Origin of the sequence: Xanthomonas sp. WHRI 7064 (genome assembly GCF_040202355.2) — a bacterium.
GTDB lineage: Bacteria > Pseudomonadota > Gammaproteobacteria > Xanthomonadales > Xanthomonadaceae > Xanthomonas > Xanthomonas arboricola.
Window position 1 is genome coordinate 1,380,979 of record NZ_CP167821.1, and the last position, 25,811, is coordinate 1,406,789.

Below are 25,811 nucleotides of genomic sequence, written 5' to 3' on the forward strand. Positions count from 1 at the left end.
GAATGAGCCGATTATCCTGGCTAATCGGCTCATCCGCCAGTGTGAACTGGCGACTTAGCCCGTCTGCTCCCACAGATGCTCGCCCAGGTCGCCCAAGATTTGGTCCAGCCGGCCATCGAGCAGGCGGTCCAACTGCAGGGCGCCGCCGTCTCCGCTGAAGTTGCGTTGCACCGTGTCGCGGTCCATCACCACCTCGTGTATCAACTGCTGGGCCAGCCGCTTGAGCCAGCGCCGCTGCACCGGCGTCCAGCTGCGCTGGGCATAGATGCCCTGCATGGCCTTGTCGACACGCTGCTCGAACGGCACCAATGCCTCGCCCAGCGCGGCACGGCGGATGTAGCCGATGATGCTGGCAGCGACCTCCTGCTGGGTGCTGTCGCGCCACGCGCCGCGCAGGTGGGCCTCGCTGTAGCCGTGCTGGTCGAGCAGCAGACGTACCTCACGCAGCTGGGCGCGGGTGAGGTCGCGGGGGCGGTTGACGATGACGCTGAGCGCGGCGGACTGATTGATCTGCTCGCGAATGAAGGCGTTGAAACTGTCCAGGTAATCGGCCGGGGCTTCGTTGACGCCGTAGTTCTGTGCGCGTTCGAGCAGGGTGTCAGTGTGTTCGGAAATGACAGGGTAGCGGTCCGTGCCCAGCAGCACGCCCACTTCGGCCAGTTGCTCCACCAGGCGCGGGTGTTCGCGAAGGAAGCTGGCCGCATTGCGCGCGCCGAGCTTGTGCAGGTGGGTGTGCAGCACGGCGGGCGCCACGCCCCAGGAGGTTTCCAGCTCGCTGAGCTTGTCGCGCAGATCCGGGCGCTGCTCGGCGCGATGCTGGGCCTTGCGCAGCACGCGCATGATGCGCTGGCTCAACTGGTCGAGCGCGTCGTCGGCATGGCTGCCGCCGTTGCTGCCGGGGGCATCGAAGCTGCGCTGCTGACCGAGCTCGTGGACCAGCTGCTCGATGCTGATGTTGGGGTCCTTGACCAGCGGGCGCATGGTGTCGACGTCTTCGAGCGCGGCGTACAGATCGACCGGATCGAAGATGCGGAACACGGTCTTGCCGATGTCGTCGCAGCGGCGGGTGGCGCGGCCCTTCATCTGTTCGTAGAGGATGCGCGAGCGGACCCGGCGCATGAACACCAGGTTGGCGATACGCGGCACATCGATGCCGGTAGTCAGCAGGTCGACGGTGATGGCGATATTGGGGTAGCGCTCGTTCTTGTAGTTGCGGATCAGCTGGTCGACCTTGTCGCTTTTGCCGGTGATTACCGCAACGCTGGCCTGGTTGTAGTAATTGCCATGAACCTGTTTGAAGGCCTCGTCCAGCTGGTTCTTGACGCGTTCGGCGTGGGGCTGGCTGACGCAGAAGATCAGGGTCTTTTCCTCGCCGTCCGGGTCCAGTTCGATGGCAAGCTGCTCGCAGACGACCCGATCGAAGTCCGCGGTGATCACACGCCGGTTGAACGACTCGATATTGAAATCGAGTTCGTCTTCCAGGTCTGCGGTATCGACTTCGCCGGTCTGCGTGTTGATGACGCTGACGCGCTCGCCGCGATCGAAGTGGATGCCGTTCTTGCCGAGCGCGGTGGTGTAGCGGATGGGCGGCTCGTGGTCGATCAGCCAGTCATCTGCCACTGCTTCGCGGTAGCTGTAGGTGTAGATCGGCTTGCCGAAGATTTCGGTGGTGTGCTTGGCCGGCGTGGCGGTCAGGCCGATACGGCAGGCATCGAAGTAGTCGAGCACGCGGCGGTATTGCGACAGGTATTGCGCGTGGTCGCGCACGGCCAGCTCGCCGTCGGTCATTTCCTGGTCGAGCGTGTAACCGCGGTGGGCCTCGTCGACGACGATACAGTCGAAGGTGCCGATCGGTGGCGGGTCATCGGACTGGAAAATGCGCCGGACCATGGCCTGCACCGTGGCGACCTGCACGCGGGTCTCATCGGCGGTGCGGGTGTCGTCCAGGCCATCGAGGTTGTAGATCTGCGCCAGCGTCTGGTTCTGCTCAAGCTGCATGTCCTGCATCGTCTCGGTGGCCTGGGTGCCGAGCGCGGAGCGGTCGACCAGGAACAGAACCCGGTGAAAGCGCTCGGCCTTGAGCAGACGGTAGATCAGGCCAATCATTGTGCGCGTCTTGCCGGTGCCGGTCGCCATCGCCAGTAGGCAGTTGCGTGAGCCCGATGCCAGCGCGCCTTCCACTGCCAGGATCGCGCGCTGCTGGTAGTCGCGCAGGTTGAGGTAGGCAAAACCTTCCTGGGCGAGGTCGCGCTCGGCCTGGTCGCGATCGCGGGTGAGCAGGTCGGCGATGTCCTCGGGCGTGTGAAACTTCTGCAGCGGGCGCCGCAGATTGGCCGGTGAGCGCAGGTCGCGGAACCAGATGCCCGATTGCTCGGCCAGCTGTTTCACGAAAGGACGGCCATTGCAGGCGAATGCCAGCGGCACCTGGAAATGGCCACCCTGGCCGTCGGCCCAGCCTGCGATCGAGGTGGTGGCCGGGTAGGCGGGGGCCAGCTCGCCACGCATCACAAAGTCGCGCGCGTAGCGCTCGGCCTGGGGAATCCGGTCGGCGATGTTGATCTGCTTGCGCTTGGCCTCGACGACGGCGACCGGCGTGAGGCCGGCAAACAGCACATAGTCGGCGTTGGCGCGCGGCACCTTGGTGGGCCACTCGGCGATGGCGAGATTGCGACCTTTTTCCGGGCGGATGCCCTTGGCGTGGGTGAGGTCGAGCGAGTCTGCTTCCCAGCCGGCCTCGCGCAGCTGTTGGTCGATCAGGATGCGGGTGAGGTCTTCGCTGAGGTCGAAGTTGTTGCTGGCCTGCTGGGTGGCGCCGGCGACCTGTTGGGTGGCGGCCTGGCGGGCGGTGTCCGGCTGTTGCAGGCTGGCGATGCGTTGTTCGAAGTCCTGGCGAAGCCGTTGCAGTTCCTGTTCGCGTTGGACTGCCAGCGCCGACTGCGCACGCGCTTCGACGTCCATCGCTTCGGCGAGCTCGGCGTTGAGCTTGGCTTCGCTGCTTTTGAGTTCGGCGAGCGCCTGGCTCTGGTCGTGTTGTTGGCGGGCGGTATCCAGCTCCGCTTTCAGGCGATGGACCTCGGCCTGTACTTCACGCAACGGTGCGGCTGGATCCTTCGGGGGCAGGAAAGCACCCGCCTTGAATTCGGCGGCGTTCCTGCCGAAGGCCCGGTGGTACCAGACCGCCAGGTCGCGGGCGACCTTCAGGCCATCCATCGCTTCGCGGTGCTGCGTGGTGAAGCCGTGGGTCGCCTTGTTGCCCTCGACCCGCAGTACGTGGAACAGCTCCTGGATCCGCCGGTCCAGGCGCAGCTCGCGTGCGAGCTGGTAGATCAGATCCGCCTGGGTCGTCCGTTGGTCGTGGATGATGCCGGCACGCCCAGCGAGATCCTGGGCAAGCGCTTCGGCGAACTGCCGGAGCTTGATCAGCGTGGTGTTGGGATCGCTGGCAAAGACCTGCTCGGCCATCGAGGCCAGTTTGAAGAAGACCGGATCGTGTTCCTGCAGGAAGGAAAAGTTGCTGTCGACAGTCACACGCGTATCCGTACTTGGCGCCCGGCGGGATGGCATCTCGCGGTAGCCCTCATAGGTCACCGACGCTGCCGTGGTCATTCTAGCGCCGGATGCGATGGACCGATATGCGATGGCTTGGGCCGTCGCAGCGACCTTGTTGGCAACTGCGCAAGTTTTTCCTATGAGTTCCCAGTCTTCTGTCGACAACTAAGTCGTTGCCGCGATGAAATTCGGCGGCAGCATAGATGCTTCTGCCTGATGATTCGTTTGAAATGGCTCTACTGCCTATATGAAACTGCAGGTACCGAACGCCTTGACGAAGGTAATCCTTGACGGCGGTAATCTGCAGTAGCACGATCAGCCTACGGAGCCTCGAAACTCCTCATATAGCGGTACCCACCTCCGAAATACTGGTGGGTTTTTTGTGCCTGCATGTTCTGTAGGCGCAACCGACGCGATGCCTGCGTCGGGAGGGCGGTGAATACAACACCCGCAAGGGGAATAAGCCCGCCGGCTATATGCGGTTTCGAGCCTCCCGACTTCCCGTCCGTCGCCTTGCGGCGGGCGGGCTGATTCCATGGAATGAGGAGCAGGCCATGTCGGACGTTGTACGAGATGCGCAGTCACACCCGGGCTACTACCTGCCAGAAGGCGCGCAATACCGCTTGCAGCAATTGCGCGACCACATGCGCTTTCTGGCGCGCTTGGCGCAGCCACGCACGCAGGCCGAAGAGCGGGCGCGGCAGCCGGCTATCTGCATGGACGAGTTGGCGGTCTGTCTGGAGCTACTGGCGACGCAGGTGACCCATGTGCTGGAAGAGGTGCAATGGCCTGCGGCGGTGCAGCGCAAGGTGTGATGGCTGGCAGACAAAAACGGCAGGCTGATTGCGCAATCTGCCGTTGATCTTTTACCGATGTCTACGCGCTTAGAAGCAGAATTTGCGCCAGGCTGATGGTGTCGATGTATACGTCGATGCCGTTGAACTCACGCTAGTGGCAGGTGTTCCTGACGCTCAGTTCCTAGCTGCTGATGAAGTCGTAGCCGAGGTTGACGCTGTAGCGGCAGTAGAATGCGCATGGACTGTTGAAGCAGCCTTAATCGTAGAAAGAGGGCCAGCCATGCGCTGCGTAAAGGGCGCTTCATTGTCCGTCCTTGCGCATGTGCCTTGGTTCCCACGTGCTCTCAGGGGCGTAAGGACCAACAATCCATGATGCCGTCCCTGGTATGACGCGCTTGCCCACGATCAGGCGGCCCTTGTTTCCCTCAATCTCAAGAGTGAAAGATGGAGGAACCTCTGGGTCACTGTTATTCATGTACTTGGCACCGGCGCGGGTCATCGCCTTGTCCATGTGGTACTTCACCCCGTTGAAGGGTAGACCCATGTGCTCGTAGCCGGGCCATGTGACCATTGCGCCCGCAATCCCGCCGCTTTCCTCGGAGCCGCCGCCAACGTAGAGCTCCACTTCGTATTGATTGTCCGGCGTATGGAAGGTGACTACCGTGCTCGTCGCGTTGACGGACCAGCTGAAAACGGCAAGCGCTGCAAAAAGCGCTAGCGATCCAGCTCCCTTACTGAAGACTCGATCACGCATGGCATCCCTCCCTGGTATGTGGGGTGATCTTATCCGATCGATTCCCGGTGCCAAGCCATCCGCGCAGCGCTGTCCGTGAGATTCGGTGGCTTAGCGGCGCTACACCGGCGCAGACTTCAAAATCCCCGACAAACTCTCGCGCAGGATCAACTGCAGATGCATGCGGTTGAGTTCCATGCCGCTGGTCATCACGCTGTGCAGGCCGCCGCACATGGCGGCGACGGCGAAGACGCGGGCCTGGAATTCCTGTTCGCTGCTGGCCGGGTCGGCGTGGCCGCGCAGCAGGCGTTTGAGCAGGGCGCTGAGGTGTTCGATCAGTGACGCGCTCTGCCGGCGCATGAAGGCGGCCAGCACCGGGTCGCGCAGGGTAGCCAGGTGCAGCTCCAGGTCGATGCGGGTGCGCTTGATGTTGATTTCCTGCAGCAGCCATTCTTCGAGCAGGCCGGCGATGAAATCCACCACGTGCACGTTGGCCGGGTGTTCCACCAGCCACATCTGGCGGATGGCGCGCATGTAGTTGCGCTCCAGCAATGCGCGCACCAGCGCGTCCTTGTCTTCGAAACGTTGCAGCAGGCTGCCGCAGCTGACCTTGGCGCGCTCGGCGATCAGTTCGAAGCTGGTGGCACTCAGGCCGATGACGTCGATGCACTGCTCGGTGGCGTCCAGCACCTCTTCCAGCAGCAGCTCTTCGCGCTCTTTTGCCGTGCGCAGCAACAGGACGTTGGACATGGGCAGCAGGGTGTCGGGGGGCTGCAGTATACCGGCGCGGCGTTACCCATCCGTTGCGTTCGCTTGTTGCCGTGCCATCAGTCATGGATGCGCGTGCGTATTGAAACACCGGTCACAGATGCGCTGGTCGACCATGTTTTCACGGCGGCTGTGCGACACGTGAGGTCGACGTTGTGCAGGAGAAGCATGTGAGTGAGAACAGTGCGGTAGCCGGTGTCTCGGCGCAGTGGCCGGCGCGGTTGTGGGTGGTGCGGCATGGGCAAAGCGCGGGCAATGTGGCGCGCGATGTGGCCGAGTCCAACGGCTCGGCCTTGATCGACCTGGAGCACCGTGATGCGGATGTGCCGTTGTCGGCGCTGGGCGAGCGCCAGGCCGAGGCGCTGGGGGCGTGGATGGCCGGTTTGCCCGAGCAGGAGCGCCCGACCTTGATCCTGAGTTCCACCTATGTGCGGGCGCGCCAGACCGCCGCTGCGGTGGCGCGTGCGCTGGGGCAGCCGGCCGATTCGGTCAGCGTGGACGAGCGTTTGCGCGAGAAGGAATTCGGCGTGCTCGACCGCTATACCACGGCCGGCATTCTTGCGACCTTTCCGGAGCTGGCCGAGCAGCGCAAGCTGGTGGGCAAGTTCTACTTTCGCCCGCCCGGTGGCGAGAGCTGGTGCGATGTGATCTTCCGCCTGCGCGGGGTGGTGGGTGACCTGCAGCGCAACCATGTGGGCGCGCGCGTGCTGATCGTGGGGCACCAGGTGATCGTCAATTGCTTCCGCTACCTGATCGAGCGGATGGACGAGGCCACCATCCTGGGTATCGACCGCGAAGGCGATGTGCCCAATTGCGGTGTCACCGAATACGCGGCTGCGGCCGACGGGCAATCGCTGGAATTGCTGCGCACCAAGTTCGTGCCGCCGGAGCTGGCCGACGAGCCGGTGACCACCGAGTCCGACCGCCCGGCCGGGGCGCGCTGATGGCCGCCCCGCGCGTGCGCATTCTCACCATGGCCGCCTTGCGGTCGATGCCGTTGCCGGCCCCGGGTGGCGACAAGGAGCAGCGCGGGCGCGTGTTGATCGTGGGTGGCTCGATGCGTGTGCCCGGTGCGGTGCTGCTGGCCGGCGAGGCGGCGCTGCGCACCGGTGCCGGCAAGCTGCAGATTGCCACCGCGGCCAGCGTGGCGCCGGGCATGGCCTTGGCGGTGCCGGAGGCGCTGGTGCTGGGGTTGGCGCAGAACGGGCAGGGCGAGATTGTGCGCGGGCATCGCGCGCTGGACGGGGCGATGGCGGCCTGCGATGCGGCAGTGATCGGGCCGGGGATGGCGTCGTCGGCCACCACCACGGCGATGGTCAGGCGCGCCGCCGAGCAGGCGGTGTGCACCTTGGTGCTGGATGCCGGCGCGTTGTCGCGTGGCCTGCGGGCGCCGATCGGGCGGCCATTCGTGTTGACGCCGCATGCGGGCGAGATGGCGACCCTGGCCGGCGACGACAAGGCGGCGGTGGAAGCGGCGCCGGGCGCGTATGCGCTGAAGTTTGCGCAGAAGCTGCGCAGCGTGGTGATCGTCAAGGGCCCGGACAGCTTTATTGCCGGCCCGGATGGAGTGGTGTGGATGCATCGCGGGGGCGCGTCCGGGTTGGGCACGTCCGGGTCTGGCGATGTGCTGGCGGGATTGATTGCCGGCTTTGCCGCGCGCGGCTGCGATGCGTTGACCGCTGCGTTATGGGGCGTGTTTGTGCATGCGGCCGCGGGCAGGCAGTTGGCCAAGCGGATTGGGCCGGTGGGGTTTTTGGCGCGCGAACTTGGGGCGGAAGTGCCTGGGATTTTGGATCGGTTGGCACGCCGCTGATCGACGCTCGTCGCGGTGATGCCGCGCGCAGACCAAAGGTCCTTCTCCAGCGGGATAGGGGTTGCGGTGAGGGTACGTTTGCTGGAGTCGTGGGGCTGTCTTTCCAGTTGGGGTTTAGGTTGTTGCCTTGATTGCAGGGGGCGGGTTGCACTCTTGGCAGACGTACCCTCATCCGACCCTTCGGGCCACCTTCTCCCGAGGGGAGAAGGGAGTGTCCGATGATGGAAAGGTGCATGGTTGCGCTCGTTTGTTGCGCGATGTTGCGCCGCGTTGGTCGGTTAGGCTTGGTCACCAACCTGGGAGGGTGCACGGTGAAGCGAGCGATTGCGTGGTCAATGGTCGGGGTTCTGGGAGTTTGGGGTGCTGCGACTGAAACGGTGTTGGCCTCTGTAGCAACAACAGCAACAGCATCGGCATCAGCATCAGCATCAGCATCAGCAGCAGCAACAACGCCGATTCCGGTGCCGGCATCGACGGCATCTGCATCCACGCCTGCATCGAAGGCGGTAGAAGCTCCGGTTGCGGAGGCTGCTACTCCGCCAGCCGCCGCCGGTGTACTACGCGTTTACACCTCTGCCCAGGGCGCAACGCAGCAGATGCGTGTCAGCACTGTCGATGCGCCCAGGGCCGGGCATGCGTTGACCGAGAAGGAGAACTCCATCTTCGTCAATCCGCAGCGGCGCTTCCAGGAGGTGCTGGGCATCGGCGGGGCGATCACCGACGCCAGTGCCGAGACTTTCGCCAAGCTGCCAAAGCCTGCGCAGCGCGCCTTGCTCACTGCTTATTACGACCCAAAAAAGGGCATCGGCTATACGCTGGCGCGCACCACCATCCACAGCTCGGATTTCAGCAGCGGCAGCTATACCTATATCAAGGAAGGCGATGCGGCGCTGAAGAGCTTTTCGGTCAGGCACGATCAGCGTTATCGCATCCCGATGCTGCGCCAGGCCATTGCGGCGGCCGGCGGCAAGTTGACGACATTCGCCAGCCCGTGGAGCGCGCCGGCCTTCATGAAAGACAGCAACAACATGCTCAAGGGCGGCAAGTTGCTGCCCGCGTATGCGCAGGCCTGGGCCACCTACTACACGCGCTTTATTGCGGCCTACGAAAAGGCCGGCATCCCGATCTGGGGCATCAGCCTGCAGAACGAGCCGATGGCGGTGCAGACCTGGGAGTCGATGGTGTTTTCCGCCGAGGAAGAGCGCGACTTTTTGAAGAACCACCTCGGCCCGACGATGGAGCAGGCCGGCTATGGCGACCGCAAGATCATCGTGTGGGACCACAACCGCGACATGATGCTGCACCGCGCGCATGTGATCTTCGACGATCCGGAAGCGGCGAAATACGCGTGGGGCATGGGCTTCCACTGGTACGAGACCTGGGCCGGGTTCGCGCCGATGGTGGAGAACGTCGCAGCCGTGGCACAGGCGTACCCGGACAAGCCGCTACTGCTGACCGAAGCGGCGGTGGAAAAGTTCGACCCGGCAAAGTTGCAGTACTGGCCCAATGGCGAGCGCTATGGCACCGCCATCATCAACGATCTCAATCATGGGGCGGTGGGCTGGACCGACTGGAACATCCTGCTCGATCAAAATGGCGGGCCGAACCACGTGGGCAATTACTGCTTTGCGCCGGTGCATGCCGACACGCGCACCGGCGAGGTGATCTACACGCCGAGCTATTGGTACATCGGCCACTTTTCCAGGTTCATCCGCCCCGGTGCGCGGCGGGTGAGTGCGGCCAGTAGCCGCAGCAATCTGGCAACGACGTCCTTTCTCAACACCGATGGCAGCCTGGCGACGGTGGTGATGAATGCCAGCGATGTGGCGATCCGTTACAACCTGTACGTGGGCGAGGCATCGAGTGAATTGGAGATTCCGGCGCATGCAATCCAGACGGTGGTGATGACGCAGTAAGCGCAGGCCGTGGGCGGAGCGTTGGTGGGGGGCGTACCCTCATCCGCCCTTCGGGCACCTTGTCCCGGTGAGAGAAGGGGGGACTCGCATGATCGAAGCCGTCTTTGCGTAGCTGGTCGAACTACCTTGCGGTTCGGTGGTGCTGATGCATCAGCATTCGAGACTGCCGCCGATACCAAAAACGCCACCGAAGAAAACCCCGCCGACCACTGCGGATGCAGCGATCGGCGGGGTTCTGGTGGCGTGACGTTGGAAGTGCGCTTTAAGCTAACTCAGGACAGCAACAAGCCACCGGTGGCACCAAACACTTCGCCGGTGACATAGCTGGATTCCTGCGAAGCCAGGATCACATACAGCGGCGCCATCTCCACCGGCTGGCCGGCACGCTTGAGCGGGGTTTCCGAGCCGAACTCGGGAATCTTTTCCGGCGGCTGGCCACCGCTGGGTTGCAGCGGGGTCCACACCGGGCCGGGGGCGACGGCGTTGACGCGGATGCCCTTCTCGGCGACCTGCTGAGCCAGGCCCTTGGTGAAGTTGACGATGGCCGCCTTGGTGGACGCGTAGTCCAGCAGCGTCGGCGAGGGCTGGTAAGACTGGATCGAGCCGGTGTTGATGATGGATGCACCCGGCGGCAGGTGCGGGATGGCCGCCTTGCACAGCCAGAACATCGCGTACACGTTGGTCTTGTAGGTGGCGTCGAACTGCTCGGTAGTGATGTCGGCGATGTCTTTCATCGCGGTTTGCTTGCCGGCGATATTGACCAGCAGATCCAGCCCACCGAGCTCCTTGACCGCGCGTGCGACCAACTGGTTGCAGAAAGCCTCATCCTTGAGATCACCGGGGATGCTGATCGCCTTGCGGCCTTCGGCCTGGATCAACTTCACCACTTCCGCAGCGTCCTGCTCTTCTTCCGGCAGGTAGTTCAGCACGATGTCGGCGCCTTCGCGTGCGTAGGCGATTGCAGTGGCGCGGCCGATGCCCGAGTCGGCGCCGGTGATCAGCGCCTTGCGGCCCTTCAGGCGGCCGAAGCCCTGGTAGCTCTGCTCGCCGTGGTCGGCCTTGGGCTGCAATGCATGGATGGTGCCCGGCGCTTCCTGGGTCTGCTCGGGGAACTTGGGCTGCGGAAACTGGGTGAGCGGGTTCTGCATTTCATACTGGTTCTTGGTGCTGGACATGCGCTGGCTCCTGCAGTGGGGGATGGCAGGGCCGCAGCGTGCTGCGGCCGATGCGGAGCAGTCTGGAAACCACGGCGATGCGTGCGGGTGAACGAATGTTGTGCATGATGTGAACGCGCCACGCAGATGGCGTGCGTGCGGTGCTGCTGCGCCGTGCACGCAGGCCGCGACCGGGAGGACCGCAATGCAGTGTGTAGGGATCGATGGCGCCGGCAGCGGCTGGCTGGCGGTGTGGCAGGCCGGCGATGGATTGCAGTTTGCCGGCTACCCCACGGTGGCCGCGGTGGCGAGCGCATTGGGGGATGTCGCTGTGCTGGGCGTGGACATACCGATCGGTCTGAGCGAGCACGCGCCACGCGCTGCGGATGTGCAGGCGCGGCGCTTTGTGGGTGGGCGCCGCGCATCCAGCATCTTTGCCGCGCCATTGCGCGGCATGCTGCATGCACCCACGCAGGTGGAAGCGTCCGCGTTGCATCGGGTGTTGGATCACGACGGGCAGCGTGGCTTTGGCGTGCAGTCGTTTGCGCTGCTGTCGAAGATTCGCGCCTGGGACGATGCCTTGCGCGCCGATCCGCCGTGGGCGGAGCGCGTGTTCGAGGTGCACCCGGAAGTGTCGTTCGCCGTGCTCGCCGGCGGGCACGGCCTGGCAGCGGGCAAGAAGAGCAGTGCAGGCCACCAACAGCGCGCCGCCTTGCTGGGCCAGTGCTATGGCGCCAGGCGGGTGGCCGCATTGCTGGAGCGCGTGCCGCGTGCGCTGGCCAAGCCGGACGATGTGCTGGATGCCCTGGTGGCCTGCTGGAGCGCGCAGCGCATTGCCGCGGGCACCGCCGGCAGCCTGCCGGCGGTGGTGGAGCGCGATGCCTGCGGGCTACGCATGGGCATCCACTACTGACTCAGCGCGTCTGGGTCGACATCGAATACGGCCGCTGCGCCGGATCGGTGGCCCATTGCGTGTTCGGCGTGGCTTGCATGCGGAAGCGCAACTCGCCGCCGGCCTGGATTTCTTCGTGCGTGAGGTAGGCGCGGGTCAGTGGCTGGCCGTTGAGGGTGACGCTGCCGACATAGCTGCGCGCCTTGCTCAGGCCATCGGCGATCACGCTGAAGCGCTTGCCATTTGGCAGCTTGAGCGTGGCGCGCGGCAGGAACGGCCGGCCGATGATGTACTGGTTGCTGCCCGGTGCCACCGGATAAAAGCCCAGCGTGGTGAACACGTACCAGGCCGACATCTGGCCGAGGTCGTCGTTGCCGGCCAGGCCTTCGGGGCCGGCGTGGTATTGGGTGTCCATGATCTGGGTCAGCCGCGCCTGGGTGCGCCAGGGCTGGCCGGCGTAGGCGTACAGATAGGCGACATGGTGGCTGGGCTCGTTGCCGTGCGCGTACCAGCCGATCAGACCGGTAATGTCTTCCATGTGCGCGAATACCTTGGGGTCGACCTTGGCATCGAACACTGCATCCAGGCGCGCCAGCAGTTTGTCGTCGCCGCCATGTGCGGCGGCAAGCCCGGCGACGTCCTGTGGCACATACCAGGAGTATTGCCAGGCATTGCCTTCGGTGTAGTCGCTGCCGTAGCCGCTAGTGGATGGATCGAATGGCTCGCGGAAGTTGCCGGCACGGGTACGCGCGCGCATGTAGCCAGTGGCCGGGTCGAAGGCGTGCTTCCAATTGCCGGCGCGCTTGCTGAATTCTGCGGCGATGGCGGGCTTGCCGAGCTTGTCGGCCATGCGCGCGATGGTCCAGTCGTCGAAGGCGTATTCCAGCGTCTTGGAGGCGGCTTCGCCTTCTTCGTCGATGGGCACGTAGCCCAGCTCGCGGTACTGCGCGATACCGTCGTAGGGGCCGTAGTTGGCGCTGGCGACCATGGCATCGAGCGCTTCGTTGGCATCGAAGCCGCCGATGCCTTTCATGTAGGCGTCGGCAATCACCGGCACGGCGTGGTAGCCGATCATGCACCAGGTTTCCAGGCCATGGAATGCCCACACCGGCAGGATGCCGTAGGCGCTCTCGCGGCGTGAGGCGAGCAACGAATTGACCATGTCGCTGCTGCGTTGCGGCGGCTGCACCAGGGTCAGCAGCGGATGCAGGGCGCGGTAGGTGTCCCAGAGCGAGAAGGTGGAGTAATTGGTCCAGCCACGCGCCTGATGCACGGCGTTGTCCGGCCCGCGGTACTGGCCATCGCTGTCCATGAACAGGGTGGGGCCGAGCAGGGTGTGATACAGCGCGGTGTAGAGCTGGGTGCGCTGTTGCGGCGTGCCTTGCGCATCGATCGCCGACAGCGCCTGTGTCCACTGCGCGCGTGCATCGGCGCGCACGCGGTCGAAATCGAAATCGGGCACTTCCGCGTCGAGATTGGCGATGGCGCCGGCCTCGCTCACTGGCGAGAGCGCAACCTTGACCACCAGTGGCGTGCCGTCGTTGGCAACGTCGAACACGCCGACCAGTTGCCGGCCTTCGATCTGTGCGCGCTGGGTGGGGTTCTTCTCGCCCGGCGGCGGAAAGCCCTTGTACGGGATGTCCTGCTCGGTGTCGTGCAATTGCGTGGCGGTGAGCGGGCGCGAAAAGCGCATGGCGAAGTACAGCTGGCGGCCGGGGGCCCAGCCGCGGGTTTCGCGAAAGCCGGTCACGGTGCCATCGCCGCGTACGCGCAGCCGCGACCACTGCACCTTGCCGGGGTAGTCGTACAGGCTGGTGCGCAGGTCCACCAGCACATGCGCCGGTGTGCCCTTGGGGAAGGTGTAGCGATGCACGCCCACGCGCGCACTGGCGGTGAGTTCGGCGCGGATGTTGCGGTCCTTCAAGGTCACCGCGTAATAGCCGGGTTGCGCCTGCTCGCTGGCATGGTCGAACTGCGCGGTGTAGCCGCTACCCGGCGTGGCGGCGTCGCCGCGTTCGAGTCTGACCTGGCCGGTCTGCGGCATCAGCAACACATCGCCCAGGTCCGAATGCCCGGAGCCGGAAAAGTGCGTGTGCGAGAAGCCGACAATCGTGGTGTCGCCATGCCGGTAACCGGCTGCCCAGCCATAGGCCTCCTTGCGCGGCTTGATCTGCGTGTCCGGGCTCAGCTGCACCATGCCGAACGGCAGCGTGGCGCCGGGATAGGTGTGGCCTTCGCCACCGGTGCCGATAAAAGGATCCACCGCGCTGAAACCCGCGTCGTCCGCGCGTGGCGCCGCGTTGCCGGCAAAGCTGACGCAGGCGGCAAGCAGCGCCAGCCAACGCAGGGGAGAGAAGGCGATTGAGCGATGCTGCATGCGAACGGTTCCAGGCGGATGCAGCGCCGGACCGTAGCACAGCTGTCGGGCCTGATCGCATGACATCCATGCCTGCATCGTTGAGCTCGCTAACCGGTGCGCGGCTGGCGGCGGTGATGCGTGCGCCTGTCTTTGAGAGGTTGCTGGCGTTGCGCGCAGGAGACTGCGGATGCGCAGATCGGTCGCCATTCTGCACGGAACGAGCGCAATGCCAGCAACTGCGAGAGAGCGTGCGAATGCGGGGCTTCGGCTGCGGGCAACCGCAACGCCGGGCTGCTGAAATCGCGCAAACCGTCCGCATATCACCCGGATGGATCTGTTCGATACTCCCACCGCGCCCGTGCAGCTGCTGCACGATACGCAGGGCGGCGTGCGCTATTGGCCGCAGCTGCTGGCGCCTGCTGTGGCGCAGCAGTGCTTTGCCGCGTTGCGCCAGGCGACCGACTGGCGCAGCCAGCGCCGCGAGATGTACGACCGTGTGGTGGAGGTGCCGCGGCTGCTGGCATCGTATCGGCTGGACGCACCGCTGCCGCCCGGGCTGCCGCTGCAGGCGCTGCTCGATGCGGTGCAGGCCGTGTTGCCCGCGCCTTACAACGCGGTGGGCCTGAATCTGTACCGCGATGGCCGCGACAGCGTGGCGATGCATCACGACAAGCTGCAGACGTTGCTGGCGCCGTATCCGATTGCATTGGTGTCGCTGGGTGCGACGCGGCGGATGCAGCTGCGCGCAAAGGATGGCAACACGCGTGCGATCGGTGTGGAGCTGGCGCCCGGCAGCCTGCTGGCGATGAGCCATGCCTCGCAACTGAGCCACGAGCACGGCATCGCCAAGACCGCACGTGCGGTGGGCGAGCGCATCAGCGTGGTGTTTCGGGTGCGCCCGGCCGAGCGCATGGCCGCCGGCCAGCACGGGCCGCACTGGGAGCCAGTACAACCGTAGCGTGGCTGACAAGGCGTGGTGTGGGTTCGTCGCCGTGGTGCGGAGTAACCAGAGCAAACCGAGCAGCAGCAGCAACAGCAACAGCAACAGCAGCAACCGAAGCAACCTAAGCAATCGGAGCAATCGGAGCAATCGGAGCATTCGAGTGCTGCGTACCAGCTGCGGGCCCAGTGCCGTGTTCGCTTGGCCGCCAGCGCAGCAGCTACGTCGGCAACCTTCTGCGCGTACGGTTGCGGTTGATTGTGCCGGTCACCGCTGGTGAGCGTGCGGTACCGCTGGCAGCCGCGTGAGGTGTTTTGCCTGTGCAAACAACGCACTGGTGCGCGCGCCGGTGCTGCTCGTGCATGCGCTCTGTCGCGCACGGCATGGCCCTTTCAGGTGATTGCCATCACCCTCACGGCTGGCCATGCTTGCATGTACTCCCCCTCAGCGTCGCCATTCCATGTCCCTGGCCGATACCCGCCACCATCAGATGTTCCCCGAGCTGGACTCGGGCCAATTGGCGATCACGCGGCGGTTCGCCAGCGGGCCGGCGCAGCGTTTCGATGCGGGCGAGCTCGTATTCGACGTGGGCGATGCGCACGCGCCGGTGTGGGTGGTGCTGGAAGGCGCCATCGAAGTGGTGCGGCGCGACGGGCTGGGCAACGAAAAGCCGATCACCTTGCAGACGCCCGGCCAGTTCACCGGCGAGGTCAGTCAGCTGGCCGGGCGCGCGTCGCTGGCCGGTGGGCGTGCCGGGCCGCAGGGCTGCCTGGCGCTGCCGTTCGACACCGCGCATCTGCGCGCGCTGATGATCAGCTCGGCCGAAGTGGGCGAGGTGGTGATGCGTGCGTTGATCCTGCGCCGCGTCGGCCTGATCGAAGGTGATGCCTCGGGCTCGGTGTTGATCGGCGAGCCGGACGATCCGCATCTGACCCGGTTGCAGGGCTTTCTCACCCGTAACGGTTACCCGAACACGGTGATCGATGCCTCCGACGAGGAAGGCCGCGCGTTGGTGCAGCGCTTCGGCATCCAGGAGCAGGAACTGCCGGTGATGGTGTGCCCGAGCGGGCGGGTGCTGCGTCAGCCCAGCGATGCCGAAGCGGCGCATTGCCTGGGCATGACGCCGGACATCGACCCGGACAAGCGCTACGACGTGGCCATCGTCGGCGCCGGCCCGGCCGGTCTGGCGACGGCGGTGTATGCGGCCTCCGAAGGCCTGTCGGTGCTGGTGCTGGACCAGCGCGCCATCGGCGGCCAGGCCGGCGCCTCGGCACGCATCGAAAACTATCTGGGCTTTCCGACCGGCATTTCCGGCCAGGCGCTGGCCGGGCGAGCCTATAACCAGGCGCTGAAATTCGGTGCCGAGCTGGCGATTCCGATCGAGGCCGGCACGCTGGAATGCGGGCGCGACGATGGTGCGCTGAAGCTGGATCTGGCCGACGGCAAGCAGCTGCTGGCCAGCACGGTGGTGGTCGCCTCCGGGGCGCGTTACCGGCGCCCGGAGATCGACGGGCTGGAGCGGTTCGAAGGCCATGGCGTGTCGTACTGGGCCTCGCCGGTGGAAGCGCGGCTGTGCGAGGGCGGCGTGGTGGCGCTGGTGGGCGGCGGCAATTCCGCCGGCCAGGCAGTGGCGTTTCTGGCACCGCGGGTGAAGGAACTGCACCTGATCATTCGCGGCGAAGGGCTGGAATCGTCGATGTCGCAATACCTGATCGACCGCATCGCCGTGCTGCCGAACGTGCAGTTGCATACCGGCACCGAAGTGTCCGCGCTGGAAGGCGACCCGGAGCGCGGCCTGCAGGCGGCGGTATTGCGCACGCGCGCCGATGGGCAGACCACGCGGGTGGAATTGCGGCATCTGTTCCTGTTCGTCGGCGCCGACCCCAACACCGGCTGGCTGCAGCAATGCGTGGAGACCGATGCGCGTGGCTTCGTCGTCACCGGCAACGCGCGCGGCGATGGTGTGCCGGCCTGTTTGCCGCTGGAAACCAATCGCCCCGGCGTGTTCGCCATCGGCGATGTGCGGGCCGGCTCGGTCAAGCGCGTGGCCGCAGCGGTGGGCGAGGGCGCGGCGGTCGTCGCGCAGATCCATCAATACCTGGCACACCAGGCCAACCCGGTGCCGGCATCCGAACTTGTCAGTGCCTCACAGGAGCCCACCACCTCATGAGCGACCAGTGCACACATACCGCGCAGATCAGCGAGGTCACGCCCAGCGCACGTGGCTGCGAAGACTGCCTGGCCATCGACAGCACCTGGGTGCATCTGCGCCTGTGCCGCAGCTGCGGCCATGTGGGGTGCTGCGATGATTCGCCGCATAAGCACGCCACGGCGCACTATCACGCCACAAGCCACGCCATCATCGAAGGCTACGACCCGCCCGAAGGCTGGGGCTGGTGCTATGTGGACGAGGTGGAAGTGGAGTTGCCGGACCAGACGCCGCAGCTGGGGCCGATACCGCGGTATGTGTGAGGCGGCGCGGTTGGTTGGCGGGGTGTGGATGGGGGGCTGGGGCGCCGCTGGGAATCGGGAATCGGGATTGGGGAATCGGGAATCGTAAAAGCGGTTTGCGTGCTGTTTGATTTGGTCGGGTGGGGATTTTGTGTGGGGCGATTGCGCGTTTGCTGAGGGGGGGGGGGGGCAGTTCGCGCGCGCGCCCACTTACTCCGGCCAGTGCACCTCTGGTAGCTCGCCGATCGTTGGGCGGGCGAACAGATAGCCTTGCTGCAGGTGGATGCCCATGTCGCGCAGGGTGCGGTATTCGTCCGGGTGCTCGATGCCTTCGGCGATGATGGCGATACCGAGTTCCTCGCACATGCGGGTGGCGTGGCGGACGATGGCCTGGCGGCTGCGGTCGGCGTCGATGCCGCGCACCAGGGCGATGTCCAGCTTGAGCAGGTCCGGCTGGAAATCGGCCAGCAGGCCGAGGCCGGAATAGCCGGCGCCGAAGTCGTCGATGGCGGTCTTCAGGCCGCGCGCTTGATAGGTGCGCATGATGTCGAGCAGATGCGCCGGCTCGGCCAGGTGTTCCTGTTCGCTGACCTCGAAGATGATGGCGTCCAGCGGCCAGCCGTACTGCGCAGTGGCCGAGAGCGTGGCGCGCAGGCAGTGTTCGGGGTTGTAGACCGCGTTGGGCATGAAGTTGATCGACAACAGGGCCGGCAGCGCGATCTGCGCGGCGCATTCGATCGCCTTGATGCGGCAGGCTTGGTCGAAGGCGTAGCGGTTGCGCTCATCCACGGCGGCCAGGATGCTGCCGGCCGATTCGCCGTCGACGCCGCGCACCAGCGCCTCGCCGGCGTAGATGCTGCGGGTGGACACGTCCACGATCGGCTGGAACGCCATGGTGATGGCGGTGGGAAAGTCCTGGCCGTCGCGGCAGGCGTTGCAAACGGGGAGCGTGGGCATGGCTGAGCAATCGTGCGGCGTAGAGGTAGCCTAGCGGTATCGGCCGCAACAGCGCGTCATTGAGTCTGCACACGCATCCTCGCGCCATCCTCACCTGGGGCGTCACCGGGCTCGGCGATAATGCGCCATTCCCCGCATCGGACGCCCCATGACCGCTCTCACCGAACGTTACGCCCTGGCCGTGGATTACGCGCGCATTGCCCATGCCGGGCAGGTACGCAAGGGCACGCAGATTCCGTATCTGAGCCATTTGCTGGGCGTGTCCACGCTGGTGCTGGAATGCGGCGGCGACGAAGAACAGGCCATCGCCGGGCTGCTGCACGATGTGGTGGAAGACTGCGGCGGCGGTCACGAGGCCTCGATCCGCGCGCAGTTCGGCGATGCGGTGGCCGACATCGTGATGGCGTGCACCGATGCCACCGCCGAAGACAAGGCCGAGGTGGACAACACCGCCAGCGCGCGTAAACGCGACTGGCGCGAGCGCAAGCTGGCCTACCTGGAGCACCTGCGCAACACGCCCGAGCGCGCCTTGCTGGTGTCCGGCTGCGACAAGCTCTATAACGCGCGCACCATCGTGCAGGACCTGGAAAACCCGGACGTGGGCCAGGACATCTTCAACGTATTCACCGCCGGGCGCGCCGGCACGTTGTGGTACTACGGCGAGCTTGAGGAGATCTTTCGCACGCGTGGCGCGGCGACTGCACGGCTGTTCAGTGGCGTGGTGGCGCGCATGCAGGCGCTGGCCGAGACCGGCGAGCAGCCGGTGCCGGCGCACGCGCTGGGGTGATCGGATTGTAGAGCGGCTGGTTTGTGAGTTGGCTGCAGGCCCTTGCCCGCCCACCGTCGCGGGACACGCCGCAAGTACGTCCATGTAGGCGCTTACGCGGCATCCATGCCGCGTAAGGTCCCGACGGTGGGCGGACAAGGACCTGTCGAGATGGCCGGTGTGTGTGGTTTTCGATAAGGCAACCGACTGACTTTCTGGTGAGGTGTTCTCGCCGCGCTCTTGACGCTGTGGGTTTGCTGCAGGGCCCTTGCCCGCCCACCGTCGCGGGACACGCCGCAAGTACGTCCTTGTAGGCTCTTACGCGGCATCCATGCCGCGTAAGGTCCCGCGACGGTGGGCGGACAAGGACCAGTTGAGTTGGCCGGCGCGCATGGTTTTCAACAAAGCAGCCGGCAACTGTCTTGTGCGGTGTCCTCGCCGCTTGCGGGACCGTGTGGCGGCATGGATGCCGCCATCGAGCCCGTGGGATGGTTTACGGCATAGCCCGCGAGCGATGAGGGCGCCGCGCCTTCGACCGATGCATTCCAGGGCGCTCAACGAGTTGCTTGATTGAAGCGCCGCAGGACTCGCCGTCAACACTGACACCGGCTGTATGCGGCACGCGGTAGGCTGGCGCATTGTCGAATGTCGGTGTGTCACTCATGTCCAGCGCAGCGTCGTCTTCCTCCGGCCTGGTGCGCGTGCGCGGTGCGCGCGAGCACAACCTCAAGAACGTGGACGTGGACATCCCGCGCGATGCGCTGGTGGTGTTCACCGGGGTGTCCGGCTCGGGCAAGTCGTCACTGGCGTTCGGTACCGTGTTTGCCGAAGCGCAGCGGCGTTACCTGGATTCGATCTCGCCGTATGCGCGGCGCCTGATCGACCAGGTCGGCGTGCCGGAAGTGGATTCCATCGAAGGCCTGCCGCCGGCGGTGGCCTTGCAGCAGGCGCGCGGCGCGCCGAGTGCGCGCTCGTCGGTGGGCAGCGTCACCACCATCTCCAACTCCCTGCGCATGCTGTATTCGCGTGCGGGCAGCTACCCGCCGGGGCAGGACATCATCTATGCCGACGGCTTTTCGCCCAATACCCCGGCCGGTGCCTGCCCTACCTGTCATGGCCTCGGGCGCATCTACGATGCGACCGAGGCGACCATGGTGCTGGATCCCACTCTGAGCATCCGCGATCGCGCGGTTGCCGCCTGGCCCGGTGCCTGGCATGGCCAGAACCAGCGCGACATCCTCACCACATTGGGCCACGACGTCGATCTGCCGTGGCACAAGCTGCCGAAGAAGACCCGCGACTGGATCCTCTACACCGACGAGCAACCGGTGGTGCCGGTGTACGCCGGCTACAACCTGGACGAGACCAGGCGCGCGCTACGCCGCAAGGAGGAGCCCAGCTACATGGGTACCTTCACCAGCGCGCGGCGCTACGTGCTGCACACCTTTGCCACCACGCAGAGTGCGCAGATGAAAAAGCGCGTGGCGCAGTACCTGATCAGCACGCAGTGCCCGCAGTGCGACGGCAAGCGGCTGCGCCGCGAGGCGCTGTCGGTGACCTTCGCCGGCCTGGACATCGGCGAGCTGTCGCGGCGGCCGCTGGACGAGGTGGCCGACCTGCTGCGCCCGGCTGCGGAAGGTGGCGGTGGCAAGCGCAACGACAAGCGCAAGCAGGCCGACACGCATCCCGAGCAGGCGATTGCCGCGCAACGCATCGCCGCCGACCTGCGCGCGCGGATCGAGGTGGTGCAGGCGCTGGGCCTGGGTTATCTCAGCCTGGAGCGCAGCACGCCGACGCTGTCGCCGGGCGAGCTGCAACGGCTACGGCTGGCCACGCAGATCCGCTCGCAGTTGTTCGGCGTGGTGTATGTGATGGACGAGCCATCGGCGGGCCTGCATCCGGCCGATGCGCAGGCCTTGCTGGGCGCACTGGATCAGCTCAAGGCCGCCGGCAATTCGGTATTCGTGGTCGAACACGAGGTGGATGTGATCCGCCACGCCGACTGGATCGTCGACGTCGGCCCGGCTGCCGGCGTGCACGGCGGGCAGGTGCTGTACAGCGGCCCGCCCGCGGGACTGGAGCAGGTGGAGGCCTCGTCCACGCGGCGTTACCTGTTCGGCACCCCGCCGCAGGTGCACAGTCATGCGCGTGCGGCCACCGGCTGGCTGCAGCTGCGCGGCATCACCCGCAACAATGTGCGCGAGCTGGATGTGGACCTGCCGCTGGGGGTATTCACCACCGTGACCGGTGTGTCCGGCTCGGGCAAGTCGTCGCTGGTGAGCCAGGCATTGGTGGAACTGCTGGCCGCCCATCTTGGACAAACCCAGGCAGAGGAAGACGAAGCGCTGGACCCGCTGGAGCGCGGCACGCAGGTGCCGCTGGGTGGTGCGATCGTCGGCGGGCTCGACCAGGTGCGCCGCCTGGTGCGGGTGGACCAGAAACCGATCGGCCGCACGCCACGTTCGAACTTGGCCACCTACACCGGCCTGTTCGATCCGGTGCGCAAGCTGTTTGCCGCCACACCGGCCGCGCGCCGCCGCCGTTACGACCCGGGGCAGTTTTCGTTCAACGTCGCCAAGGGCCGCTGCGCCACCTGCGAGGGCGAGGGCTCGGTGCATGTGGAATTGCTGTTCATGCCCAGCGTGTACGCGCCATGCCCCAGCTGCCACGGCGCGCGCTACAACGCCAAGACCCTTGAGATCGCGCTGCGGGGTCACAACATCGCGCAGGTGTTGGCGATGACCGTGGACCAGGCCGCCAGCTTCTTTGCCGACGACGCCAGCGTGCTGCGCCCGTTGCAGGTGTTGCGCGAAGTGGGGCTGGGCTATCTGCGGCTTGGCCAGCCGGCCACCGAGCTGTCCGGTGGCGAGGCGCAGCGCATCAAGCTGGCCACCGAGCTGCAACGTGCGCAGCGGCGCGACACCGTGTACGTGCTGGACGAGCCGACCACCGGCCTGCATCCGGCCGATGTGGATACCTTGATGCGTCAGCTGCAAGGCCTGGTGGAGGCCGGCAATACGGTGATCGTGGTCGAGCACGACATGCGTGTGGCCGCCAGCAGCGACTGGGTGCTGGACATGGGCCCGGGCGCGGGCGGCGCGGGTGGCGCTGTCGTGGCGGCGGGTGCGCCGGAGGCGGCTGCGCGGCAGCGTGGCAGCCGCACTGCGCCGTTCCTTGCAGAGGTGTTGCGTGGGAACTAAGCGTGGCTGACAACCCTTTCGAAGGTTGTAGCGATGGCGTCAGCATGTTGGCCAGACGCGCCTTCGATGACGAGTGAATCGATGTCGGCATGGCAGCGAGTTGCTAGCGTCGAAGAACGCTAATCAGACCGCACTGCGTCTCCATCGCATCGCAGGGCACGGCATCACTGCTCCTGACCATGCACACCGACCAACTCGACGGGTCCTTGCCCGCCCACCGTCGCGGGACCTTACGCGGCATGGATGCCGCGTAAGCGCCTACAGGGACGTACTTGCGGCGTGTCCCGCGATGGTGGGTGGGCAAGGGCCCTGCAGCAAACCCGCAGATCGTCCGCTGTAAACCGAGGCACACGCACCGTCCAATCTCTCAAGACCCAGTCCCCTCTCAAGACGACCGAGAGCGTGAGCGTCAGCGCAATGTGGCTGTCCCGAACCAACCTGGGTGCTATGGGTTAGCGAGACACGCCCCATATCCATCCCCTTAGCTGAGCCATTCCGATTGCCGCTGGCGCTCAGCCCATCAATTCAAAACTCGCAGACACGCCCTCGGCCTCCGCAGAGGGCGCCACCCAGAGATCGAATACGCCAGGCTCTACCGTCGGCTTCAATGCCTGGCCGATAAACAGCAGGTCCTCACGGCGCAGCACGAACTCCACCACCGCGCTGCCGCCCGCCGGCACCGCCAGCTTGCGGAAGTCCTTCAGCTCGCGCACCGGGCGGGTGATGCTGGCGCTGCGGTCGCGGATGTAGAGCTGCGCCACTTCCTCGGCATCGCGGGTGCCGCGGTTGTGGATGCGCGCGCTGATGCGCAGGCTGCCGGTCGCCGCCATGCGTGCATCGCTCAAGCGCAGCTCGCCATATTCGATGCGGCCATAGGTCAGGCCGTGTCCGAACGGAAACAACGCGGCATTGGGCGCGGTGCGGTAGCGGGTCTTGAACGGTTGCAAGGCATCCGGGCGCGGGTCGGCACGGCCGCTGGGCTTGTGTGCATAGCTATAGGGCACCTGCCCGGCGGTGTGCGGAAAACTCACCGGCAGGCGCCCGGACGGACCGTGCGCGCCGAACAGGATGTCCGCCAGCGCGGCGCCCGATGCCGAGCCCAGGAACCAGCCGACCAGGATCGCCGGCGCCTTGAGCACCGGGCCATCGATCACCAGCGCACGGCCGTTGCTGAGCACCACCACCACCGGCGTGCCAGTGGCTGCCACCGCAGCCAGCAGCGCTTGCTGCACGGCGGGAATGACGATCTCGCTGCGCGACTGCGCTTCGCCGGAGTAGCGCATCGGCTCGCCGATCGCCAGCACCGCCACATCCGCGGACGCCGCTGCGGTGACGGCCGCCTGCACGCCGCCGGGCAGGCCATGTTCGAAGTCGCAGCCTTCCACCACCTGCAGGCTGTCCGGGTTGCCCAGCCGCGCGCGCACTGCAGTGGCCAGGTCGTTGCCGCTGTCGTCGCCGCCGAACAGCGTCCACGGGCCGGCGCTGTCGGTCCAGTTGCGTGCCATCGGCCCGATCAGCGCGATGCGTTGTCCCTGCGTCTTGAGCGGCAGCAGCTCGCCATCGTTCTTGAGCAGCACGATGGATTTGCGCGCCGCCTCGCGCGCCAGTGCCAGGCTGTCCTGGCGCCGCTGCCGCGCCTGCGCGCGTGCCGGCACGATGCGCAAGAACGGATTGTCGAACAATCCAAGCTCGGCCTTGAACTGCAGCACGCGCCGTACCGAGGCATCCAGCTGCGCCATCGTCACCTCGCCGGCGGCCACCAGCGCCGGCAGATGCTGCAGGTACAGCCCGCTCTGCATGCTGATGTCCACACCGGCCAGGAACGCCAGCCTGGTCGCCTCGCGCGCATCGCTGGCAAACCCGTGCCCGATCAATTCCAGATCGCCGGTGTAGTCGGACACCACCAGGCCACGGTAGTCCCACTCGCCGCGCAATACCTCGCCTAGCAACCAGCGATTGGCGGTGGCAGGGATGCCGGCGATCTCGTTGAAGGCCACCATCGTGGTCACTGCGCCGGCATCGAAGGCAGCCTGGAACGGTGGGAAATAGACCTCGCGCAGGCTGCGCTCGGAGATGTCGACGGTGTTGTAGTCCAGCCCCGCCTCGGCGGCTCCGTAGGCCGCGAAATGCTTGGGGCAGGCCGCAAGTGCGTCGGCATGATCCAGGCCCTCGCCCTGGAAGCCGCGCACGCGGGCCTGCGCAAAGCGCTGGCCGAGCAGCACGTCTTCGCCACTGCCTTCCACGCCGCGCCCCCAGCGCGCATCGCGCGCGATATCCACCATCGGCGCGAAGGTCCAGTCGATGCCGACCGCACTGGCCTCCAGTGCGGCCGCCCGCGCGGTGCGTTGCGCCAGCGCCGGCTCGAAGCTGGCGGCCTCGGCCAGCGGCACCGGAAACACCGTGGTGAACCCGTGGATCACATCGGCGGCAAACAGCAGTGGAATCTGCAGACGGCTCTGCAGCGCGGCCTGCTGCAGTTGCTGATGCCACAGCACATTGGAGCCATTGAAGATGCCGCCGACCCGCCCGGCACGCGCGGCAGCAAGCTGGCCCTCGGCCGTGGGCACGGTATTGATTGGATTGGCCGCTGCGGCGGCATCGGTCTGCTGCGCCGAACCGGACAGCGTCAGCTGGCCGGCCTTTTCTTCCACGCTCATGCGTGCGATCAACGCATCGATAAAGGCCGGCGCCGCGGCCGCACGACGCGGCAGCGCAACTCCCACCGGTACCTGTGCCAACACCGCTGCCGAAGCAGTGCCCAGCAGCAACCCGCGACGCGTGATCCCTTTCCGCATGCCCGCCATCCCCGTCTGTCCAGGCCAGACGCTAACGGATCGCCAGCGAAAAGCCGTGATGCGCTGCACGATGGGTGCCAGGCGGGCGAACTCGGCAACGACGGCGACAGCACAGCGCCTTCACCGTTTCCGCACTAGCGTGCGCCATCGATCAACGGCGGTCAGGACACACGATGCTGGACGTGGAAACACGCGTGCGCTTTTACGAAATGATGCACCTGGACATGCCGTGGTGGGAGTTCGTGCTGCGTGCGGTAGCGGTCTATACCGTGGTTCTGCTGTTGACGCGCCTGACCGGCAAGCGCGCGCTGGGCCAATCCACGCCGTTCGACGTGCTGCTCATCGTGCTGCTGGGAACCGCGGTGCAGAACTCGTTGATCGGCAAGGACGTCTCGCTGCTGGGCGGCATGATCCTGGCGGCGACCTTGCTGGTGTTGAACTGGCTGGTGGGCATGGCCACCGCGCGCAGCCGGCGGATCGATACCTGGGTGCAGGGCACCCCGGCGCTGCTGGCGCGTGGCGGTGAGATCTACTGGAAGGAACTGGTCCGCCACAACGTCAGCTACGCCGATTTCGAGGTGGCAAAACGTAAGGCCGATTGCCGCGACGATGCCGATATCGACATGGCGATCCTGGAGACCTCCGGGGAGATCAGCATCCTGAAAAAGCGCTAGCGCGCCGGCAGGCCGGCGTGCATGCCGGCGGTGCCGCCGCACCAGCG

General features: G+C 66.0%; 19 protein-coding genes. 11 read left to right on the forward strand and 8 right to left on the reverse strand.

Annotated elements, in window-relative coordinates:
- Positions 1 to 54: 54 nt before the first annotated feature.
- A complete protein-coding gene (gene hsdR / locus ABQY74_RS06025; protein ID WP_349794399.1) occupies positions 55 to 3,528 on the reverse strand; it encodes a type I restriction-modification system endonuclease in 3,474 nt (1,157 codons plus the stop codon).
- A gap of 575 nt (positions 3,529 to 4,103) precedes the next feature.
- Between hsdR and ABQY74_RS06030 the strand changes: the two genes are divergently transcribed.
- Positions 4,104 to 4,364 (forward strand): XAC0095 family protein, encoded by a 261-nt coding sequence (locus tag ABQY74_RS06030; RefSeq protein WP_102254645.1) that lies wholly within the window; start codon positions 4,104 to 4,106, stop codon positions 4,362 to 4,364.
- Between the two features lie 283 nt (positions 4,365 to 4,647).
- Here ABQY74_RS06030 and ABQY74_RS06035 read toward each other — a convergent pair whose 3' ends face one another.
- Together ABQY74_RS06035 and ABQY74_RS06040 are read right to left on the reverse strand one after the other, a co-directional pair.
- Positions 4,648 to 5,100: a hypothetical protein gene (locus ABQY74_RS06035; protein WP_102254646.1), complete on the reverse strand. Its 453-nt coding sequence runs from the start codon at positions 5,098 to 5,100 to the stop codon at positions 4,648 to 4,650.
- Between the two features lie 99 nt (positions 5,101 to 5,199).
- Positions 5,200 to 5,829 carry a TetR/AcrR family transcriptional regulator gene (locus tag ABQY74_RS06040; protein WP_349794402.1) on the reverse strand — a complete coding sequence of 210 codons (630 nt, stop codon included), beginning with the start codon at positions 5,827 to 5,829 and terminating at the stop codon, positions 5,200 to 5,202.
- 173 nt (positions 5,830 to 6,002) lie between these two features.
- Between ABQY74_RS06040 and ABQY74_RS06045 the strand changes: the two genes are divergently transcribed.
- Together ABQY74_RS06045 and ABQY74_RS06050 are read left to right on the forward strand one after the other, a co-directional pair.
- Positions 6,003 to 6,791, forward strand: coding sequence for a histidine phosphatase family protein (locus ABQY74_RS06045; RefSeq protein ID WP_126968486.1), 789 nt, complete (start codon positions 6,003 to 6,005; stop codon positions 6,789 to 6,791).
- Positions 6,791 to 7,660, forward strand: coding sequence for an NAD(P)H-hydrate dehydratase (locus ABQY74_RS06050; protein WP_126968485.1), 870 nt, complete (start codon positions 6,791 to 6,793; stop codon positions 7,658 to 7,660). The genes ABQY74_RS06045 and ABQY74_RS06050 overlap by 1 nt, the downstream gene beginning before the upstream one ends.
- Before the next feature lie 288 nt (positions 7,661 to 7,948).
- Here the strand turns inward: ABQY74_RS06050 and ABQY74_RS06055 are convergent, their stop codons facing one another.
- Positions 7,949 to 8,146 (reverse strand): hypothetical protein, encoded by a 198-nt coding sequence (locus ABQY74_RS06055; RefSeq protein ID WP_349794405.1) that lies wholly within the window; start codon positions 8,144 to 8,146, stop codon positions 7,949 to 7,951.
- A gap of 110 nt (positions 8,147 to 8,256) precedes the next feature.
- On the opposite strand from ABQY74_RS06055, the gene ABQY74_RS06060 reads away from it, so the two are divergent.
- A complete protein-coding gene (locus ABQY74_RS06060; protein ID WP_349794407.1) occupies positions 8,257 to 9,576 on the forward strand; it encodes a glycoside hydrolase family 30 protein in 1,320 nt (439 codons plus the stop codon).
- A 272-nt stretch (positions 9,577 to 9,848) separates the two neighbouring features.
- On the opposite strand, the gene ABQY74_RS06065 is transcribed toward ABQY74_RS06060, so the two are convergent.
- Positions 9,849 to 10,751: an SDR family oxidoreductase gene (locus ABQY74_RS06065; RefSeq protein ID WP_065046666.1), complete on the reverse strand. Its 903-nt coding sequence runs from the start codon at positions 10,749 to 10,751 to the stop codon at positions 9,849 to 9,851.
- A gap of 184 nt (positions 10,752 to 10,935) precedes the next feature.
- Between ABQY74_RS06065 and ABQY74_RS06070 the strand changes: the two genes are divergently transcribed.
- Positions 10,936 to 11,643 carry a DUF429 domain-containing protein gene (locus ABQY74_RS06070; RefSeq protein WP_349794410.1) on the forward strand — a complete coding sequence of 236 codons (708 nt, stop codon included), beginning with the start codon at positions 10,936 to 10,938 and terminating at the stop codon, positions 11,641 to 11,643.
- Position 11,644: 1 nt separating this feature from the next.
- Here the strand turns inward: ABQY74_RS06070 and ABQY74_RS06075 are convergent, their stop codons facing one another.
- Positions 11,645 to 13,999, reverse strand: a complete 2,355-nt coding sequence (locus ABQY74_RS06075) for a GH92 family glycosyl hydrolase (protein ID WP_349794412.1) — start codon at positions 13,997 to 13,999, stop codon at positions 11,645 to 11,647.
- A 310-nt stretch (positions 14,000 to 14,309) separates the two neighbouring features.
- On the opposite strand from ABQY74_RS06075, the gene ABQY74_RS06080 reads away from it, so the two are divergent.
- The 3 genes from ABQY74_RS06080 to ABQY74_RS06090 all read left to right on the forward strand — a co-directional run bounded on the left by ABQY74_RS06080 (position 14,310) and on the right by ABQY74_RS06090 (position 17,393).
- Complete coding sequence (locus tag ABQY74_RS06080) at positions 14,310 to 14,939, forward strand: alpha-ketoglutarate-dependent dioxygenase AlkB (RefSeq protein WP_349794414.1); 630 nt, start codon at positions 14,310 to 14,312, stop codon at positions 14,937 to 14,939.
- A 442-nt stretch (positions 14,940 to 15,381) separates the two neighbouring features.
- Positions 15,382 to 17,091, forward strand: a complete 1,710-nt coding sequence (locus tag ABQY74_RS06085) for an FAD-dependent oxidoreductase (RefSeq protein WP_349794416.1) — start codon at positions 15,382 to 15,384, stop codon at positions 17,089 to 17,091.
- On the forward strand, positions 17,088 to 17,393 hold the full coding sequence (locus tag ABQY74_RS06090; RefSeq protein WP_349794418.1) for a UBP-type zinc finger domain-containing protein: 306 nt from the start codon (positions 17,088 to 17,090) through the stop codon (positions 17,391 to 17,393). The genes ABQY74_RS06085 and ABQY74_RS06090 overlap by 4 nt, the downstream gene beginning before the upstream one ends.
- 189 nt (positions 17,394 to 17,582) lie before the next feature.
- On the opposite strand, the gene ABQY74_RS06095 is transcribed toward ABQY74_RS06090, so the two are convergent.
- The gene (locus tag ABQY74_RS06095; protein WP_349794420.1) at positions 17,583 to 18,329 is read right to left on the reverse strand and encodes an EAL domain-containing protein; all 747 of its coding nucleotides are present in this window, start codon (positions 18,327 to 18,329) and stop codon (positions 17,583 to 17,585) included.
- A gap of 148 nt (positions 18,330 to 18,477) precedes the next feature.
- Between ABQY74_RS06095 and ABQY74_RS06100 the strand changes: the two genes are divergently transcribed.
- Both ABQY74_RS06100 and ABQY74_RS06105 read left to right on the forward strand, forming a co-directional pair.
- The gene (locus ABQY74_RS06100) at positions 18,478 to 19,116 is read left to right on the forward strand and encodes an HD domain-containing protein (protein WP_016904210.1); all 639 of its coding nucleotides are present in this window, start codon (positions 18,478 to 18,480) and stop codon (positions 19,114 to 19,116) included.
- Positions 19,117 to 19,757: 641 nt separating this feature from the next.
- A complete protein-coding gene (locus tag ABQY74_RS06105) occupies positions 19,758 to 22,295 on the forward strand; it encodes an excinuclease ABC subunit UvrA (protein WP_349794422.1) in 2,538 nt (845 codons plus the stop codon).
- Between the two features lie 512 nt (positions 22,296 to 22,807).
- On the opposite strand, the gene ABQY74_RS06110 is transcribed toward ABQY74_RS06105, so the two are convergent.
- Positions 22,808 to 25,090 carry a glycoside hydrolase family 3 N-terminal domain-containing protein gene (locus ABQY74_RS06110; RefSeq protein ID WP_349794424.1) on the reverse strand — a complete coding sequence of 761 codons (2,283 nt, stop codon included), beginning with the start codon at positions 25,088 to 25,090 and terminating at the stop codon, positions 22,808 to 22,810.
- A 173-nt stretch (positions 25,091 to 25,263) separates the two neighbouring features.
- On the opposite strand from ABQY74_RS06110, the gene ABQY74_RS06115 reads away from it, so the two are divergent.
- Entirely contained in the window at positions 25,264 to 25,764 is a 501-nt protein-coding gene (locus tag ABQY74_RS06115) for a DUF421 domain-containing protein (protein WP_053051582.1), read from the forward strand.
- Positions 25,765 to 25,811 lie beyond the last annotated feature (47 nt).

Coding starts and splice junctions, on each gene's coding strand:
- ABQY74_RS06030 (WP_102254645.1), top strand. CDS start 4,104: ATGTCGGACGTTGTACGAGATGCGCAGTCACACCCGGGCTACTACCTG.
- ABQY74_RS06035 (WP_102254646.1), bottom strand. CDS start 5,100: ATGCGTGATCGAGTCTTCAGTAAGGGAGCTGGATCGCTAGCGCTTTTT.
- ABQY74_RS06040 (WP_349794402.1), bottom strand. CDS start 5,829: ATGTCCAACGTCCTGTTGCTGCGCACGGCAAAAGAGCGCGAAGAGCTG.
- ABQY74_RS06050 (WP_126968485.1), top strand. CDS start 6,791: ATGGCCGCCCCGCGCGTGCGCATTCTCACCATGGCCGCCTTGCGGTCG.
- ABQY74_RS06055 (WP_349794405.1), bottom strand. CDS start 8,146: ATGCAGATGCCGTCGATGCCGGCACCGGAATCGGCGTTGTTGCTGCTG.
- ABQY74_RS06060 (WP_349794407.1), top strand. CDS start 8,257: ATGCGTGTCAGCACTGTCGATGCGCCCAGGGCCGGGCATGCGTTGACC.
- ABQY74_RS06065 (WP_065046666.1), bottom strand. CDS start 10,751: ATGTCCAGCACCAAGAACCAGTATGAAATGCAGAACCCGCTCACCCAG.
- ABQY74_RS06070 (WP_349794410.1), top strand. CDS start 10,936: ATGCAGTGTGTAGGGATCGATGGCGCCGGCAGCGGCTGGCTGGCGGTG.
- ABQY74_RS06075 (WP_349794412.1), bottom strand. CDS start 13,999: ATGCAGCATCGCTCAATCGCCTTCTCTCCCCTGCGTTGGCTGGCGCTG.
- ABQY74_RS06080 (WP_349794414.1), top strand. CDS start 14,310: ATGGATCTGTTCGATACTCCCACCGCGCCCGTGCAGCTGCTGCACGAT.
- ABQY74_RS06085 (WP_349794416.1), top strand. CDS start 15,382: ATGTCCCTGGCCGATACCCGCCACCATCAGATGTTCCCCGAGCTGGAC.
- ABQY74_RS06090 (WP_349794418.1), top strand. CDS start 17,088: ATGAGCGACCAGTGCACACATACCGCGCAGATCAGCGAGGTCACGCCC.
- ABQY74_RS06095 (WP_349794420.1), bottom strand. CDS start 18,329: ATGCCCACGCTCCCCGTTTGCAACGCCTGCCGCGACGGCCAGGACTTT.
- ABQY74_RS06100 (WP_016904210.1), top strand. CDS start 18,478: ATGACCGCTCTCACCGAACGTTACGCCCTGGCCGTGGATTACGCGCGC.
- ABQY74_RS06105 (WP_349794422.1), top strand. CDS start 19,758: ATGTCCAGCGCAGCGTCGTCTTCCTCCGGCCTGGTGCGCGTGCGCGGT.
- ABQY74_RS06110 (WP_349794424.1), bottom strand. CDS start 25,090: ATGCGGAAAGGGATCACGCGTCGCGGGTTGCTGCTGGGCACTGCTTCG.
- ABQY74_RS06115 (WP_053051582.1), top strand. CDS start 25,264: ATGCTGGACGTGGAAACACGCGTGCGCTTTTACGAAATGATGCACCTG.